Source organism: Collinsella aerofaciens (assembly GCF_040926405.1).
In the GTDB taxonomy this organism is placed as follows: Bacteria; Actinomycetota; Coriobacteriia; order Coriobacteriales; family Coriobacteriaceae; genus Collinsella.
Genome location: NZ_JBCOIG010000014.1, coordinates 34,483 through 49,664, shown reverse-complemented (window position 1 = coordinate 49,664; position 15,182 = coordinate 34,483). Strand labels below are relative to the sequence as shown.

Here is a 15,182-nt window from a genome sequence, read left to right as displayed (position 1 = left end):
CTCAATTGGTGCGGCGTATAGGATTCGAACCTATGACGTTCTGATTCGTAGTCAGACCCTCTATCCAGCTGAGGTAACGCCGCAACGCACGGATTATTATGCACGTGACCCCTCGATGGGTCAAGCGACAATTTGGAAAAATTTTACGAAGTGATGATTAAGATGCTCGCGCCTCGACCGAGGTTCGAATCCGTGCGGTGCCGGCGTAAAAGAAAAGCCCCCGTTGCCGGAGGCTTCAAGTTCAATTGGTGCGGCGTATAGGATTCCGCGCATCCGCTTCGCGGATCCGCACCGACTTCGCCCGCCTGCCGGCGTCCTCGCCCGCTCGCTAAAAACGCTTCGCGTTTTCTTGACGCTCGCGCCTCGACCGAGGTTCGAATCCATGCGGTGGCGGCATAAAAGAAAAGCCCCCGTTGCCGGAGGCTTTAAGTTCGATTGGTGCGGCGTATAGGATTCGAACCTATGACGTTCTGATTCGTAGTCAGACCCTCTATCCAGCTGAGGTAACGCCGCAGCGCAAGACATATAAAACCACTTTAGCTTATTGGAGTCAAGCTCAATCTCAAACTTTTTTGTGAAACGCAGTTTTGTCATGCTGCTCCGCATATACCGCCGTTCCCCGTACGATCGATTGGCTTTTCGATCACGTCAAACTTGGCATCAAGTTCCCTCAGGAGCGATCTCACCCGCTGGGCACAATCATAATCGGCAAACGAGATGCTCAGCATGCGCGCGACCTGGTTGGAAGTCCCAACTCCATAGAAGTGCTCCAGCGCCACAAGCCCCACGTGCGTCACAAAGGTCTCGACCACATGCGGCGACTCCTCAAAACACCATTGTGTCAACGGACCCTCACTCGTCTGCCGAAGCACCAGGCCACCCATGCCAGACGGCTCACACGTTACAAGCAGGTACTCCCCACCCTCGTCGCTCTCAAACAAAACCACCCGATCATCAAACAGCTCCATCGCGTCCCCTTTCTCTCGCTCTTATTTAGCAAAAGCATAACAGGTAGATAGCTGTATACAGAACAGTTGTTCGTGTGTTTTCTATTGAGCTGTCCGCACGGCATGGTATGGACCTGCGCACGAAATAGGGCGCCCCCGAAGGAGCGCCCTTGCATATCCCCTATGCAGCCAAGTTACGCGACCGGCTCGATCTTCTCGAGACCGCCCATGTAAGGACGCAGAACCTCGGGGATCGTGATGGTGCCGTCGGCGTTCTGGTAGTTCTCCAGAATGGCAGCCATGGTACGACCAGCCGGCAGGCCGGAACCGTTAAGGGTGTGCAGGTAACGCGAGCCCTTGAAGTTCTCGGGGTCGCGGTACTTGATGTTGGCGCGGCGGGCCTGGAAGTCGCCGCAGTTGGAGCAGGAGCTGATCTCCTTGTAGGCGTTGTAGCTCGGCAGCCAGACCTCGACGTCGTAGGTCTGACGGGCAGAGAAGCCCAAGTCGCCGGTGCACAGGCTAATCACGCGATACGGAAGGCCAAGCTGCTGCAGCAGGTACTCGGCCTCGGCGGTCATGCTCTCGAGCTCCTCGTCGGACTCCTCCGGCTTAGCGAACTTGACCATCTCGACCTTGTCGAACTCGTGCTGACGGATGATGCCGCGGGTGTCGCGACCGGCGGAACCGGCCTCCTCGCGGAAGCAGGGGGTGAAGGCGGTGTAGCGGCGCGGCAGGGTGTCGGCGTCGAGGACCTCGCCGGCGTGCAGGTTGGTAAGCACGACCTCGGCGGTGGGGATCAGGAAGTTGTCGCCCGAGACGTGGTAGGCGTCGTCCTCGAACTTTGGCAGCTGACCCGTGCCAAACATGGTCTGACGCTTGACGACGATGGGCGGCCACCACTCCTTAAAACCACGGCTGGTGTGCGTATCGAGGAAGAAGTTGATAAGGGCGCGTTCCAGGCGGGCGCCAGCGCCACCGAGAACGGTAAAACGGCTGCCGGAGAGCTTGTTGCCGCGCTCGAAGTCGAGGATGTCCAGATCGGTGCCCAGATCCCAGTGCGGCTTAAAGTCGAAGTCGAACTCGCGCGGGGTGCCCCAGCGGCGACGCTCGATGTTCTCGTCCTCGTCCTTGCCGTACGGCGTGGCCTCGCAAGGAATGTTGGGCAGGTGAGCCATGAAGTCGTACTGCTCCTGCTCGAGGGCAGTACGACGCTCGGCCAGACCGTCAATCTTCTCGTTGACGGCGCGCACGGCCTCCTTGGCAGCCTCGGCCTCGTCCTTCTTGCCCTCCTTCATCAGGGCGCCGATCTTCTTGGACTCGGCATTACGCGTAGCCTGGAGCTCCTCGACCTCGGTGATGACGGCACGGCGCTCGTCGTCGAGCTCAAAGAACTTCTCGCGATCCCAAGACGTCTGGCGGTTAGCCATGGCGACATCGATGGCATCGGGATTCTCGCGAACAAACTTGATATCAAGCATTAGATCCTCCGGCGATATACATTCCATTTAGGTTGCAACCTTGTACATGTATGGGCAAGTATATACTTATGAGCGTTTACGACCCAACTCAACTACGCAAGAAGGCACCCAATGGACGCAGTTTTTTCCTTTTTGTTTGGCACCCGCACCGGTTTTGCCATCCTTTTCGCCGGCGGCATCCTGTTATTTGCGATTCTTGCCTTTGTAATGGAGAAGCGTACCCATAAGATGTACGTCGACCGCGGACCCAAGTCCGAGGATGAGGAAGACGGCTTCTGGGACTAACCTGCCAAAAAGGGACAGGTTTATTTTGGTCGGTTTTATCTGGGCAAACGCAAGCGCCCCGCAACTGGAATTGAGCCAGTTGCGGGGCGCTTTTTGCTATAGAGATAAAACCGCAGGAAAACCAGCCAAAATAAACCTGTCCCTAAATGGAAGGTTTTACTGAAGGGTGGCGTCGATGGCCTTGACCAGGGCGCTGCGCATGCCGGCATCCTCGAGCGCGATGACGCCCTTGATGGTGGCGCCGCCGGGCGAGCATACGGCATCCTTCATCGCCGCAGGATGCTGGCCAGTTGCAAGCTGCAGCTTTGCCGTACCCAGCACCATCTGGCTCACAATGCGATAGGCATCGGCACGCGGGATACCGTGCTTGACCGCCGCATCGCCCAGGGCCTCGATTGCCATAGCGACAAATGCCGGAGCGCAACCACCCACCGTGCCGCCCACAAACAGCAGGCTCGTATCGAGCTCGACCACCGCACCGAGCTTGCCAAGCAGATCAAGCACCACTGCGCTCTGCTCATCACTAAGCGTGGAAGCCTTCTCGCAAGCGATGACGCCCTCGTCCACCGAAACCGGTGTGTTGGGCACCGTCGAGATATGCGCAACGCCCGGCAGGACCTGCTCCCACTTGGCACTGTCCCAGGTCCAGGCAACCGACAGAACGACCTTTTTGGCAAGAGCATCCTTGAGCGGGGCGAATACCTTCTCGATCATGTACGGTTTGACCGCAGCGACCACGATATCGGATGCGGCGACGACCTCGGCGGCATCGTGGCAGGCGACCATGCCGCGCGCCTCGCAGCGCTCAACCAGTGCGTCGTAGCGACCCGCACAGGCGCACATGTCGCTCGCAGCTACACCGGCAGCGATCCAGCCATCGGCCATAGCGCTCGCCATATTGCCAAAACCGACAAATCCAATCTTCATATCGCATAGTCCTTTCAGACACATTCCTCAAAACGAAAGGTATTGTCCCACGCCATTGTTTCGTATTGCCGACCTATTTGTGATACGGCTCGCCACGGCTGATCTTGCAGGCACGGTAAATCTGCTCTAGCAGCACCACACGCGCCAGGTTATGCGGCAAGGTAATGTGTCCAAAGCTGAGCATCTCGTCGGCGCGGGCGCGCACCTCATCACTCACGCCGTCCGAACCGCCGATTACAAAGGCAATGTCGCTGCTGCCTCGCAGCATAAGATCGTCGAGCCGCGCCGAGAGCTCCTCACTCGAACGCTCCTTGCCCTCGATAGCCAGCAGGATCACATGCGCCCGAGACGGCAATGCAGCAAGAATTGCCGCCCCCTCCTTGTCGCGCGCGGCATCCACGCCGCCCGCCTTAGCCGGGTCGATATCGGCCACCTCGCGGATATCAACCTTGGCATAGGCACCTAGGCGCTTGGTGTACTCAGCGCACGCGTCCTTCCAAAAGCGCTCCTTGAGCTTACCGACGCAAACGACGGTGTATTTCACGCGCGTCTACTCCTTCGAATCGTTTTGAACTTTGCTGGCGGTCAGCATCTGCTCGAACATCGAGGCCGACTGCGAAAAGTCGCTCGGCAGCACGACCGTCGAGGTTTTACCCGTGCGAGCGAACTCCGTCATCATCTCGGACCACTGCGTAAACATGAACAGTTGGTTGGCCTCGTCATTGCCGACACCCGTCTCTTGGATGATCTCGAGCGAATCTTTGATACCCAGCGCGATGGCCTTGCGCTGGTTGGCGATGCCCTCGCCCGCCTTTTCCATTGCCTCGGCCTCGGCGGTCGCCTCGGTGACGCGCTTGATGCGGTCGGCCTCAGCGAGCTCCTGTGCCGCAGCGCGCTTGCGCTGGGCAGCGTTGATGTCGTTCATGGAGTTCTCGACCTCGGTCGGCAGCGCGATTTTGGTGATGAGTGTCGACACGAGGGTGAAGCCGTAGGCAGCCATCTGCTCGGACACGGTGGCATTAACGTCCTTGGCGATGTCATCCTTCTTGGCAAAGACCTCATCGAGTGTGTAGACGGGAATCGAAGAGCGCAGAGCGTCGGTGATGAAGTCACGCATCTGGTCGACGGGCTCCTGCAGCATATAGTAGCTCTTGTAGATGCCCGAATCTGCCGGGCCGGCGCCCATGTCATAGCTCACGTGGTACTGAGCAGAGACCTCAAGGCCGATGGTCACGTTGTCCTGGGTCTTAACGTCGATGCCAAAACCGTTTTTCATGGTGCGCAGACTCACCGTGGCGGCCTTGCGGTCGATCACGGGCACCTTCATGTGGAAGCCCGCGTTGACGATGCGGTTAAACTTGCCCAGACGCTCAATGATCACGGCATGCTGTTGTTCAACGACATAGCAGACGTTAGGAAGCAGCAGCAACAGGATGATGATGGGAATCAAAAGGCTGGTAAGGGCGGCGATGATACCGGACAACAGCATGGTCTCTCCTCTGATAGGCACACGTTGGCACTAGGATACCCGCACGAAGCAGCAACATGACATCAACAAGAGGCCCATAACAAAAAAGCTCCCATTGCTGGGAGCTCTTTCATTTAATGGTGCGGGCGAAAGGACGTCCGCGTATCCGCTTCGCGGATCCGCACCGGCTTCGGCCGCCTGCCGGCGTCCTCGCCAGCTCGCTAAAAACGCTCCGCGTTTTCTTTACGCTCGCTCCTTCACAGGTTCAAGTCCCTGTGATGGGCCCATAACAAAAAAGCTCCCATTGCTGGGAGCTCTTTAATTTAATGGTGCGGGCGAAAGGACTTGAACCTTCATGGGGTTGCCCCCATACGGACCTGAACCGTACGCGTCTGCCAATTCCGCCACGCCCGCGTGCAGAAATTAGAATAACGGAGCGCCACCACGAACGCAAGAACTATTTTTGAAAAAGTTTGCAGGCATTCTCCCAAGCGGCTTGCGCGATTGCCTCAGCATCCTCGCCGGTACGATCGACACGGTCGTTGACCAGCGTGTTTGCCGTAATGGAGATCATTGCGGGCTCGCATTCAAGACCGCGGATGGGCTCCGGAGCCATATACGGGCAATCCGTCTCGAACAAAATTCGATCGAGTGGGGTTGCCGCAAATGCCTCGCGCACATCGTCGTTGCGCTTAAAGGTGGCCGCACCGCCATAGGCGATATAGCAGCCCAAATCCACAAAGCGCTCCATCGTGGCGCGGTCCTCGCCAAAACAGTGCAGCACACAACCAGCCTGGGGCACACCCACCTCGCGCAGTACGTTGTACGCATCAACGTGCGAGGTGCGCTCCCCATCCGAGTCCTCGTGACGCAGGTGCAGCTCCACCGGCACATTGCGGCGCACGGCAAGCTCGAGCTGGCGCGCCATGCAATCAATCTGCACGTTATGGGGTGCCGGCGCGATATCGTCGTCATAGTCCATGTGATAGTCCAGGCCGATTTCGCCAATACCGGCGCATAAGGGGTCATCAAGTGCGGCAACGACCTGTGCATGAACGTCGTCGGTATAGTCCGGCGCGCCATACGGATGCACGCCGGCAAGATACTTGATCTGCGGGATATCCTGCATCGGAAGAATCTCACGCACCAGCCAGTCGCTATAGTCCGCCACGCTGCGCTTGTCGGCAATGGGGTCGAACATCGTCACCAACAGGTCGACGCCCGCGGCTTTGGCACGCAGGAGCGTCTCGGGCACATCCTTGCCCCAAAACGAAAGCAGATGTGCATGCGTGTCGGCAAGCGGCGCCAAGGGCACGGGACAAGCAACCGTCTTCTTTTTCTTGGTAAACGTCACGCGTTCGGCATTAGGCATCATGGATTAGCTCCCGGGCCAGACGGACAAAGTCGGCAACATCGAGCGTCTCGGCGCGCGTGGTGGGTGCGATACCGCAAACCTCAAAAGCGGCATCGAGCACGTCCTTGGCAAAACCGTTGGCGCTCATGGAATTGCGGATGGTCTTGCGACGCTGAGCAAATGCAGCATCAATCACGCGGGCCACAAATTCGCGATCGAGTCCTTCGGGTACCACGCCGTCAACACGGTCGATACGCACGACGGCCGAGTCCACGTGCGGCGCCGGCATAAAGCAACGCGGCGGCACCTCAAAGCGACCCGTCACCTGCGCATACAGGCCGAGCTTTGCCGTATAGCCGCCATAGGTCTTGTTGCCCGGCACTGCGGCAATGCGATCGGCAACCTCCTTTTGCACCATGACGACGGCGCGCTTGAGCGCGGGCATCGTCTGGAAGAACTGCAGGATGATTGTCGCCGCCACGTTATAGGGCAAGTTCGCGACAAATACCGTGGGCTCGCCGCCGGCGGCCTGCTCAATCTGCTCCGGGCCCACCTTAAGCGCGTCGCCCATGATAAAGCGGAAGTTGGCGTAGTCGGCGGCGTGAGCATCGAGCACCGGCTCGAGCTCGGGATCTGCCTCAATCGACGTAACGCACGCCGCCTCCTGCAGCAGGGCCAACGTCAGCGTGCCGCAACCCGGGCCGACCTCGAGCACGCGCTCATCGCCCGCAAGCTCAGCGAGCTCACAGATACGTTCGATCACATGGTTGTCGATCAGGAAGTTCTGGCCCAGGCGATGCTTGGTCGCAAGGCCAAACTCCTCTAGCAGCTCCCTAGTTGCCGTGGGGTTTGCCAAAGGCGAAGTTGTCATGGTTGCCTCCTTAACATGGTGGCTGCATCGTAAAGCAAAAGGGCATGGACCGTTGCGGCCATGCCCTTACAGCTAAACAGCAAATTGCCGATATGGCGCGCAGCGGCTTAGCCCAGACGCGGGAACAGCGGCTCGCCCTTCTCGACGGGCTGACCACCGGCAAGCAGGCCCCAAGCGCAAATGCCCTTGAGGTCGTCGCTCGCGGCCTCGTCCTCGCAGGACAGGCGGCGCAGGGCCTCGGCAGAAGTCTGGGGCATGAGCGGCATCAGCAGGTGAGCGGCAATGCGGATGGCCTCGAGCAGGTTGTAGATCACAAACGCCAGCTCGTCAGCCTTGGCCTCGTCCTTGGCAAGCGCCCAGGGCTCGGAGTCCTCGATGTAGTGGTTGGCGGCATGGATGAGCTCCATGACCTCGTCCTTAGCTCCACCATAATCGAGCACGTCCATCTTGGCCATGTAGCGCTCGACCAGACCATCGGCGATCTTTGCCAGCGGGTTGTCGAACGCATCGAACGATGCGGGCTTGGCGGGCGCGCAACCATCAAAGTACTTGCCGCTCATGTTGAGCGAACGCGAGATAAGGTTGCCCCAACTGTTGGCCAGGTCGGCGTTGTAGACCTGCTCCATGCGATCGAAGCTGATGGCACCGTCGGTGCCGGGGACGACGTCGGTCATAAAGTAGTAGCGATAGCCCTCGACGCCCAACATGTCGATAACGTCCTGCGGAGCGATGGCGTTGCCGCGGCTCTTGGACATCTTCTCGGCCTTGCCGGTCTCGGCATTGCGCACGGTCAGGAAGCCGTGGGCAAAGACGTGCTCGGGCAGGGCCTCGCCGATGGCCATGAGCATGGCGGGCCAAATGACGCAGTGGAAGCGGATGATGTCCTTGCCCACGATGTGGAACTGCGCGGGCCAGCGATAGGCCAGCTCGGCACGCGCCTCGTCGGTGTCGACACCGTAGCCGACGGCCGTCATATAGTTGAGCAGCGCATCGAACCACACGTAGGTCACGTGACCCTCGTCAAACGGGACCTGAATGCCCCAGTCAAAGCTCGTACGGCTCACGGAAAGGTCATTAAGGCCGCCCTCGACAAAGCTACGTACCTCGTTCATGCGGAACGCAGGCTCGACAAAGTCGGGGTGCTCGTCGTAAAGCTTGAGCAGCTTGTCCTGGAAAGCGGAAAGCTTAAAGAAGTAGGACTCCTCCTGCACGCGCTCAAGCGGACGGTGGCAGTCAGGGCACAGGTGCTGGCCGACGCTGCCGTACCCCTCGTCGCCCTTCTGGACCTGCGTATCGGTGAAGTAGGTCTCGTCAGGCACGCAATACCAACCGTCGTAGCTGCCCTTATACAGGTAGCCGGACTCCTTCATGCGCTCCCACAGGTACTGCACGGCATGATGCTGGCGCGGCTCGGTGGTGCGGATGAAGTCGTCGTTGGAGATCTCGAGCTTGCTCCAAAGCTCCTTGAAGTGCGGAGCCTGGCTGTCGGTCCACTCCTGCGGCGTCATGTTGTGCTTGGCTGCGGCCTCGGCGACCTTCTCGCCGTGCTCGTCCATGCCGGTCAGGAACTTGACGTTATAGCCGGCGGAGCGACGATAACGGGCCTGAACGTCGGCGATGATGGTGGAATAAGCCGTGCCCAGGTGCGGATCGGCGTTGACGTAGTAGATGGGCGTCGTGATAAAGAACGAAGGCTTACTTTGATCCATGGGGTTTGTCCTCCAGAAAAACGTTGCATACAGGGGATGATTCTAGCGCAAGGGCTGGATATCCTCCATCTATTGCATATCGAGCACCATGGCATAGACATCGCGCTTACGGCGCGAGTACTTCTGCGACAGGCGCTTGGCCACCGCAGAGGCGGGCTCTCCCTCCTCGAGCGCGGCGCGGATATCCTCGCGCAGAGCCTCGTCGGGATCCGCTGCCGCGGCGCCAACCGGCACGATACCGGCCTCCTCATCTTCGCTCGGCGGCGCGATGACCAGCGCAATCTCGCCCTTTACCTCGCCGCGAGCACGCAGCTCCTCGGCGAGCTGGGCGGCGGGCCCGCGCAAGACCTCCTCGTGCAGCTTGGTGAGTTCGCGGCAGACGGCAACCTCACGTTGGGGAAAGACCTCCGCCACGGCCTCGAGCGTCGCCACGATGCGATGTGGAGACTCGTAGAAGATGAGTGCGCCGGGCACCACGGCAAGACGCTGCAGTCGGCGCACGCGGTCGCCGTGCTTGCGACCCAAAAAGCCTTCGAAGAAGAAATGCTCGCAGGGAATGCCGGACGAAACGAGCGCCGTGACGCAAGCAGAAGGCCCGGGAATAACTTCGACGGGCACATCGGCCTCACGCGCCGCCTCGACCAGCGCCTGGCCGGGATCGGACACGCTCGGCATGCCGGCGTCCGAGGCAAAGGCGAGGGTCTCCCCCGCCAGCAGGCGGTCGACCAGGCCGGCGGCGCGGCTGGCGATCACATTCTCGTCGCAACGGACAAGCGGCTTGGAAATGCCCAGGTGCATCAGCAGCTTTGACGTCACACGCGTGTCTTCGCAGCAGATGACATCGGCAGCGGCAAAGGCTTCGCCAACGCGCGGGGACAGGTCGCCCAGGTTGCCGATGGGCGTGCCGACCACATAGAGTTTGCCCGTATGGGCGCTGTTTTGCGTCATATCAACCTATTCAATCATGCCGCGCTCGAGCGTGCCGAGCGCCGCGCGGGCGTCCCATGCTGCAATGCGCTTCTCGGTCTTCCACGTTTGGAAGAACCAACCGGCAGCCGGCGCAAACGAAGCCAGCTGATTGGCGATAAACACGCGCTCGTAGGCATTGCGGCCCTCGGGCGTAACCGACGAGTTGGCAAAGATCGCCGCGCCCGACCATTCGCCCACCAGCACGGGGAACCCAGTTGAAATCGCTTCTTTAAGCTCGCGCTTGTTACGCGAAATCGCCGTCGTCAGCCCGCGGGGGCTCGTGATGTCGAGCGCATGCTCGTCGCGGTAATGGTACAGGTGAAGGTCCATGTAGACGTTCTTGTACTTGGCGCCGCGCATAAAATGCTTCCACTCGCTGGGATGCCCCGACGACGAGAAAACGACGATCTTATCCTCGGGCATATACGAACGGACGAGCTCGTAAGCATCGCGATAGAAATTGCGCAGGTAGTGAGCAGGAATGCCATCCGTCATGGTGAAGAGGCTCTTGCGGACACTCATCTGCGGCGTATTCAGCAGCTCAATACCCAGCAGGCTCTCGGCCTCGCCGTAGCGATCGGCCAAGCGCTCGAGCACGTCGAGTGCGACATGACGACCGTTGGTGGACGAATGCCACTCGGCAACAGCCTCCGGCGTGGCGGGTGAATCGTTGGAATCGCCCTGGCCACCGGGCACAGTCGCCAGGTCAAGCAGCACGCGAATGTTGTACTTGGCAGCCCACTCAATCGCGCGGTCGATGTAATCGACAACCGAGATGTAGGAGGCATCGGACTCCTGTGAGCCAAAGGCATACCAAGGCACCGGCAGGCGCACGGCGTTGAGGCCGATCTGCGCCATGCGACGGAAATCGTCCTCGCTCACAAACGTCTCGTAATGACGGCGCATGCGCTCGTTATAGGCGGCGGTGCCCATGGCCTCCTGCAGCTCGGCCGCGTTGGATGCACCGGTCGCCGCGTATAGCGACGGGGTCACCCAAGGCTCGGGAATAAACCAGCCAGAGAGATTAACGCCGAGTATCCTCTCCATCACTGCCCCCTTCGGATCGTGCAGGCCGAGCCTGCATCGTATTGCATAGGAAAAGTATCGTTTTGAGTATACCCGCGCATGCGGACAGACGACCGAACGGTCTGTAAAGTGGCGCAAAAGCGGGAGGAATGTCTGAGCGGGCGGGCCCGAGATGTGCACGCACGTCGGAAGTAAGCGCCGGAAAGCGCATCCCACTCTGAAGCCAAATTCCGGGACGCAATTTCCGCAGAGCCCTCAATAAAAGAAAAGGACCCCTTTGCAGAGGTCCTAGTCAATTCAAGGTGGCGGGGAAGGGAATCGCGTCCGCGCGCTGCGCGGACGGACCGCTGCGGCGCTTGCGCGCCTTGCGAGCTACGCTGGCAAACGCTAACGCGTTTCCTCAGCTCCGCGCCCTCACGGGGTTCGATTCCGTGCAGGGTCTATATAAAAGAAAAGGACCCCTTTGCAGAGGTCCTAGTCAATTCAAGGTGGCGGGGAAGGGAATCGAACCCCTGACACGAGGATTTTCAGTCCTCTGCTCTACCAACTGAGCTACCCAGCCATTTGAGGTGTGCCTTGTTTCAAGGCTTGATTAGTATAACCAAGGACGCGTTCCGGTCAACCGAGAATTTTAAAAAAGTTTTTGAGCACAGCCTCGGTTCTATAAATCGGCACGTCAGAGGCATCAGCCGGCAGCAAGAAGTTTTTCACTCAGAGCCGCACGGGCAAACTCACTTGGCGTCATCCCCTCGGCAGCCGCCCGTCGACGAATGGCCTCCTTCATTCCCAGAGGAATCTTGACCGACAGCGTTGCCGTCCCCTCACCTGAGAGCGGGGGCCGTCCATGCACGATCCCACCAACGGTGTGTTCGCCATCCGGAAACTCTCCGCGCTCGTACGACTCGCACCACGCGTCAATCATTTCATCCGTTACAACCTGACCATTAGCGGCCGTATACGTCTTGCCCATCATCGACCCCTTTGCCGAGCCTGTTCAATCTCCTGCCAAAATTTCTTCTGGACTGGAGACAAGGCATGAATGATAAGCCACCCACGGACAAGCTCGACCGCGACAAGCTCCACGCTTCGTCCGTCTGAGAGCCATCCAATTGCAAGCCATCTCGGCGGCTCGTCCTTCGACTCGCGACGAATGCACTCAGTAACCGCAAGCCAAGCGCTAAGCACCTGCTTTTCCGTCAGGTGCTTTTTAGCGTTGGGATGGATCTCAACATCCATGCATCTTCTCCTCCATCTTACCCAATTTCGTATGACGAAAGTCCACTGTCGCCAATTCTTAAGCCGGCACGCGTTGGAGAGCAGGAGTCGAAACAATGATTGAAGGACGCTCTAGTACGGCCCAGGCGCCGAGGCAGGAGCACATGCGCCAAGGACGAACGTTTTCGTAGCGCGCGAGGATATTGCCGTCGCGATCGATGAAGGCGATGTCGATGGGATAGGCCATAAAACACGTATGGACCGAAGAGCAGCGTGGAAACGCCATGACGAGCGGCAGGCCGTTGGCGGCAACCGGACGCCGTCCCAGCATGCCGCGCAGGCGCACGACAAACGACTCCGCCACCACAAACTCGGCCGGCGTCCAACCCAGCCTGTTGAGTGCCCGCGCGTAAGCGATGTAGGACGAGACCGCGGTCACATGACCACCCCCGGACGCCATGGATCGACCGTCACCGCGCGCTCGTGCGACAACGTTGTCGGCGCCCCCAGCGAAACGCCAGCGATGCTGAGAGAAGTCGGCCACGGCTCATAGTGCATGGTGCAGGTGTAGGTCCTAAACGTACCGGATAGGGAGAGCAGGCCACCATCTGATGCCTTCGCGCCTTGCTCGCTCGACACTTCGATCTGCAAGTCATAGCCTTCCATGGCATTCAGAATTTGAGTCTGGACCGTCGCCGAGGCATCGGCAGAGCTTTCGTCGCCCTCCCCCTCCGACGCCACGGCATGCGCTAGCACGATGTCGGGCACCACGCGGTCGAAGCGCGCGACAGCGCCGGCAAAGATCATGACGTTGTACACGATGAGTGCCAGCACCAGCAAAACGGGCGTAACCACTGCCATCTCCACCGTCGCTTGGGCGCGCTCCTCGCGCAGACGCATGCGGATACTCATTACGACCCACCGCCCAGAGCGCCAACCAGCGTGGCGACATCGACGGTGAGCGGGATGGAGCCGCCGCCGGGCAGAGGAATCTCCGCAAGTGTGAACACCGTACCGCTAATGGTGCGTTCGACTTGATATTCCAACGCCTCGCAAAGCGCCTTGGGATCGGTCACGCCCAACGGAATACTTCGCAGTTTGTCTTGCGCTTGAGAGAGACCCGCAATGTCAGACCCCGGACTCTTAATGACGTTGGCAGAATCGGTCAGCACCGGCTTTCGCAGGCGCAAGTCGCACGGTTCCAAACCCAGCGCCGCCACGGACGCCGAAACGGTATCGCCGAGCCACGATGCGATGGAGCCCAACGCGCCGCTGCCCCCTCCTAGGCCTTTAATCATCTCGTCCATAAGTTCGTCGGCCGAACCTTGAATATCACCGTATCCTACGAGCAGCCGTCCCCAAACATCCATGACGCCGTCGAGCACGCCGGCAACGCCGCCCGAGCGTTCCTTCAATGTCGAGAAAAATCGCGAAAGCACGTTGTTTTGCGCCGTCGCGTCATCGGGTGCCAGCACCGCGGCAGAGATAGCACCGCGATCGCCAAGCCTGACTGCCGCGTTAAACGAGGAGTTAAGTTGATCGGGGCTGGTAATGTCACCCGAAACTGCAAAGGCGACCACGCCGTTGCGGCCAGGTGGGGCGATACGCAGGCGCTCGCCGGAAAGCGCTTTAATGGCCTGGTCAAACGCATTGCCCGCACGGTCGGCCTCATCCTCGGTCTGACGCTCAAGTTCGAGTTCTTTGTTGCGGCATTCGACGTAGTCTTCCAGAGCCTCTTTGAACTTATCGAAGTGGTACTCGAAGCCCCTTTCGACAGAAGTCGTTGCAATCGCAACGTACCCTAAAGACGACACACCGAAATGGCATTCGCTACACGTTTCGTGACCGTCAAAATCTGCGACGGATGCCAGCCCACCCGGCTTTCCTTTTTTGTAATTTGGACAGTCAGTCCCATAATGCAAATAGGTAACTTTATCTACTTCACTCGTGGGCCAACGCGCATCGGTATAGAGTTCAGTCGTCCGCGCCTCATCTGGATTTCGCGGAAGGAAAGGGATGCGGGCGGAAACTTTGCCGTCCTTTTCAGTTATATATGCCCGCTCGACTTCTTCGCCCGCATAAGCGAAGAACACCTTTCGTGCAGCAGAATCTGCCTGTTTTTCCGGACCCTCGCCAAGCGGTTTCTCATTTGCCAGGCGCTGGCGATAGTAGGCCTTCGCGCGATCGAGCGCCACTTGCGGTTCCCACGTAACGCTCGAAGCGTAATGCGGATTTTGAGCACCAGAGAGATCCGTTAGACTTTTCACACGCTCCCACATGCAAGAACAGCTGCTGACCGAGCCCTTGTCAGACCCGCCACAATCCGCCAGCCAAGCGCGCTCTTTAGCCTTCGCCGTGTCCTCAGAAGCCTTCCGCAGCTCCTCGGCCGCGCGCTCTAAATCATCTGATGTGTCTTTAATGGTATCGGTCGAGATCTCTGACCCTTTGAGCGCAGCGAAGTCCGACTCGGATGTCCTGGGCACGGCAAGCGCCGTACTGGTATAGGCCACACTATCGGTATCCTGCGCCGACACCGCCTGCGTGGCACGCGCGGCAATCAGATACGGCAGAGCCGTCTCGATTTTCTGCAAGCCTTCCGATGCGCTTTTGGCAAACTTGTTGCGCGTTTTAATGATCTCAATCCCGGTGTCGACCATATTGCCGGCAACTGGTTCGGCACCTGGGATGAGAATGGCAACCAGGCCCGTCCCGATTGTGGCAAACCCCGCTAGCCCCAGACTCAAGATGCTCGCATCAACCACCGTGGCAGTCGTGTGATAGGACGACACCACGTTGGCACCCGCCAGCGCGCCGCTATCGGCCGCCACCTGGGTATCCCCGGCACGCGACATGCTCCATATCGCCGCGGTCGACGAAAACAACAACGTGAGCACCACTAGGATGACCACGGCAGAAGAAAGCGTGGTGTAGGC

At 59.3% G+C, this 15,182-nt stretch carries 16 protein-coding genes and 4 tRNA genes; 1 reads left to right on the top strand and 19 read right to left on the bottom strand.

Features of this window, described 5'->3' with window-relative positions; translation table 11 throughout:
• Window positions 1-6: 6 nt before the first annotated feature.
• From AB5758_RS06435 to serS, 4 genes are all read right to left on the bottom strand, one after another.
• Window positions 7-83: transfer RNA gene (locus AB5758_RS06435), tRNA-Arg, on the bottom strand.
• A 353-nt stretch (window positions 84-436) separates the two neighbouring features.
• Window positions 437-513 (bottom strand) — tRNA-Arg (locus AB5758_RS06430).
• Window positions 514-590: 77 nt separating this feature from the next.
• Complete coding sequence (locus AB5758_RS06425; protein ID WP_346964817.1) at window positions 591-968, bottom strand: hypothetical protein; 378 nt, start codon at window positions 966-968, stop codon at window positions 591-593.
• A 173-nt stretch (window positions 969-1,141) separates the two neighbouring features.
• Window positions 1,142-2,425: a serine--tRNA ligase gene (serS, locus tag AB5758_RS06420; RefSeq protein ID WP_040359108.1), complete on the bottom strand. Its 1,284-nt coding sequence runs from the start codon at window positions 2,423-2,425 to the stop codon at window positions 1,142-1,144.
• Window positions 2,426-2,536: 111 nt separating this feature from the next.
• Here serS and AB5758_RS06415 point away from each other — a divergent pair, with 111 nt between their 5' ends.
• Entirely contained in the window at window positions 2,537-2,710 is a 174-nt protein-coding gene (locus tag AB5758_RS06415) for a DUF6724 family protein (RefSeq protein WP_171025133.1), read from the top strand.
• A gap of 156 nt (window positions 2,711-2,866) precedes the next feature.
• Here AB5758_RS06415 and proC read toward each other — a convergent pair whose 3' ends face one another.
• The 15 genes from proC to AB5758_RS06340 all read right to left on the bottom strand — a co-directional run.
• Window positions 2,867-3,637: a pyrroline-5-carboxylate reductase gene (gene proC, locus AB5758_RS06410; protein ID WP_161145119.1), complete on the bottom strand. Its 771-nt coding sequence runs from the start codon at window positions 3,635-3,637 to the stop codon at window positions 2,867-2,869.
• A gap of 73 nt (window positions 3,638-3,710) precedes the next feature.
• On the bottom strand, window positions 3,711-4,181 hold the full coding sequence (gene rlmH, locus AB5758_RS06405; protein ID WP_161145120.1) for a 23S rRNA (pseudouridine(1915)-N(3))-methyltransferase RlmH: 471 nt from the start codon (window positions 4,179-4,181) through the stop codon (window positions 3,711-3,713).
• A 6-nt stretch (window positions 4,182-4,187) separates the two neighbouring features.
• Complete coding sequence (locus AB5758_RS06400; protein WP_368141435.1) at window positions 4,188-5,126, bottom strand: SPFH domain-containing protein; 939 nt, start codon at window positions 5,124-5,126, stop codon at window positions 4,188-4,190.
• Window positions 5,127-5,432: 306 nt separating this feature from the next.
• Window positions 5,433-5,519: transfer RNA gene (locus AB5758_RS06395), tRNA-Leu, on the bottom strand.
• A gap of 43 nt (window positions 5,520-5,562) precedes the next feature.
• The gene (locus tag AB5758_RS06390) at window positions 5,563-6,477 is read right to left on the bottom strand and encodes a TatD family hydrolase (RefSeq protein WP_238022509.1); all 915 of its coding nucleotides are present in this window, start codon (window positions 6,475-6,477) and stop codon (window positions 5,563-5,565) included.
• Window positions 6,470-7,330 (bottom strand): 16S rRNA (adenine(1518)-N(6)/adenine(1519)-N(6))-dimethyltransferase RsmA, encoded by an 861-nt coding sequence (gene rsmA / locus AB5758_RS06385; protein WP_161145123.1) that lies wholly within the window; start codon window positions 7,328-7,330, stop codon window positions 6,470-6,472. The genes AB5758_RS06390 and rsmA overlap by 8 nt, the downstream gene beginning before the upstream one ends.
• A 107-nt stretch (window positions 7,331-7,437) precedes the next feature.
• Window positions 7,438-9,039 (bottom strand): methionine--tRNA ligase, encoded by a 1,602-nt coding sequence (gene metG, locus AB5758_RS06380; protein ID WP_368141434.1) that lies wholly within the window; start codon window positions 9,037-9,039, stop codon window positions 7,438-7,440.
• Window positions 9,040-9,108: 69 nt separating this feature from the next.
• Entirely contained in the window at window positions 9,109-9,987 is an 879-nt protein-coding gene (rsmI, locus tag AB5758_RS06375) for a 16S rRNA (cytidine(1402)-2'-O)-methyltransferase (RefSeq protein WP_035136820.1), read from the bottom strand.
• Window positions 9,988-9,993: 6 nt separating this feature from the next.
• Window positions 9,994-11,055, bottom strand: coding sequence for a glycoside hydrolase family 5 protein (locus AB5758_RS06370; RefSeq protein WP_368141433.1), 1,062 nt, complete (start codon window positions 11,053-11,055; stop codon window positions 9,994-9,996).
• 468 nt (window positions 11,056-11,523) lie between these two features.
• A tRNA-Phe gene (locus AB5758_RS06365) sits at window positions 11,524-11,596 on the bottom strand.
• A gap of 123 nt (window positions 11,597-11,719) precedes the next feature.
• A complete protein-coding gene (locus AB5758_RS06360) occupies window positions 11,720-12,004 on the bottom strand; it encodes an ATP-binding protein (protein WP_035137167.1) in 285 nt (94 codons plus the stop codon).
• The gene (locus AB5758_RS06355) at window positions 12,004-12,270 is read right to left on the bottom strand and encodes a hypothetical protein (RefSeq protein ID WP_368140008.1); all 267 of its coding nucleotides are present in this window, start codon (window positions 12,268-12,270) and stop codon (window positions 12,004-12,006) included. The genes AB5758_RS06360 and AB5758_RS06355 overlap by 1 nt, the downstream gene beginning before the upstream one ends.
• A gap of 58 nt (window positions 12,271-12,328) precedes the next feature.
• Window positions 12,329-12,688 carry a DUF192 domain-containing protein gene (locus tag AB5758_RS06350; protein ID WP_368141432.1) on the bottom strand — a complete coding sequence of 120 codons (360 nt, stop codon included), beginning with the start codon at window positions 12,686-12,688 and terminating at the stop codon, window positions 12,329-12,331.
• Complete coding sequence (locus AB5758_RS06345; RefSeq protein WP_368141431.1) at window positions 12,685-13,161, bottom strand: hypothetical protein; 477 nt, start codon at window positions 13,159-13,161, stop codon at window positions 12,685-12,687. Before AB5758_RS06345 ends, AB5758_RS06350 begins: the two co-directional genes overlap by 4 nt.
• A partial coding sequence (locus AB5758_RS06340) for a hypothetical protein (RefSeq protein WP_368155440.1) occupies window positions 13,161-15,182 on the bottom strand: 2,022 nt, incomplete at its 5' end. The genes AB5758_RS06340 and AB5758_RS06345, both read right to left, overlap by 1 nt.

Bases quoted from the DNA above. Each gene is read 5' to 3' on its own strand.
- AB5758_RS06425 (WP_346964817.1), bottom strand. From the start codon at position 968: ATGGAGCTGTTTGATGATCGGGTGGTTTTGTTTGAGAGCGACGAGGGT.
- serS (WP_040359108.1), bottom strand. From the start codon at position 2,425: ATGCTTGATATCAAGTTTGTTCGCGAGAATCCCGATGCCATCGATGTC.
- AB5758_RS06415 (WP_171025133.1), top strand. From the start codon at position 2,537: ATGGACGCAGTTTTTTCCTTTTTGTTTGGCACCCGCACCGGTTTTGCC.
- proC (WP_161145119.1), bottom strand. From the start codon at position 3,637: ATGAAGATTGGATTTGTCGGTTTTGGCAATATGGCGAGCGCTATGGCC.
- AB5758_RS06400 (WP_368141435.1), bottom strand. From the start codon at position 5,126: ATGCTGTTGTCCGGTATCATCGCCGCCCTTACCAGCCTTTTGATTCCC.
- AB5758_RS06390 (WP_238022509.1), bottom strand. From the start codon at position 6,477: ATGCCTAATGCCGAACGCGTGACGTTTACCAAGAAAAAGAAGACGGTT.
- rsmA (WP_161145123.1), bottom strand. From the start codon at position 7,330: ATGACAACTTCGCCTTTGGCAAACCCCACGGCAACTAGGGAGCTGCTA.
- metG (WP_368141434.1), bottom strand. From the start codon at position 9,039: ATGGATCAAAGTAAGCCTTCGTTCTTTATCACGACGCCCATCTACTAC.
- rsmI (WP_035136820.1), bottom strand. From the start codon at position 9,987: ATGACGCAAAACAGCGCCCATACGGGCAAACTCTATGTGGTCGGCACG.
- AB5758_RS06370 (WP_368141433.1), bottom strand. From the start codon at position 11,055: ATGGAGAGGATACTCGGCGTTAATCTCTCTGGCTGGTTTATTCCCGAG.
- AB5758_RS06360 (WP_035137167.1), bottom strand. From the start codon at position 12,004: ATGGGCAAGACGTATACGGCCGCTAATGGTCAGGTTGTAACGGATGAA.
- AB5758_RS06355 (WP_368140008.1), bottom strand. From the start codon at position 12,270: ATGGATGTTGAGATCCATCCCAACGCTAAAAAGCACCTGACGGAAAAG.
- AB5758_RS06345 (WP_368141431.1), bottom strand. From the start codon at position 13,161: ATGAGTATCCGCATGCGTCTGCGCGAGGAGCGCGCCCAAGCGACGGTG.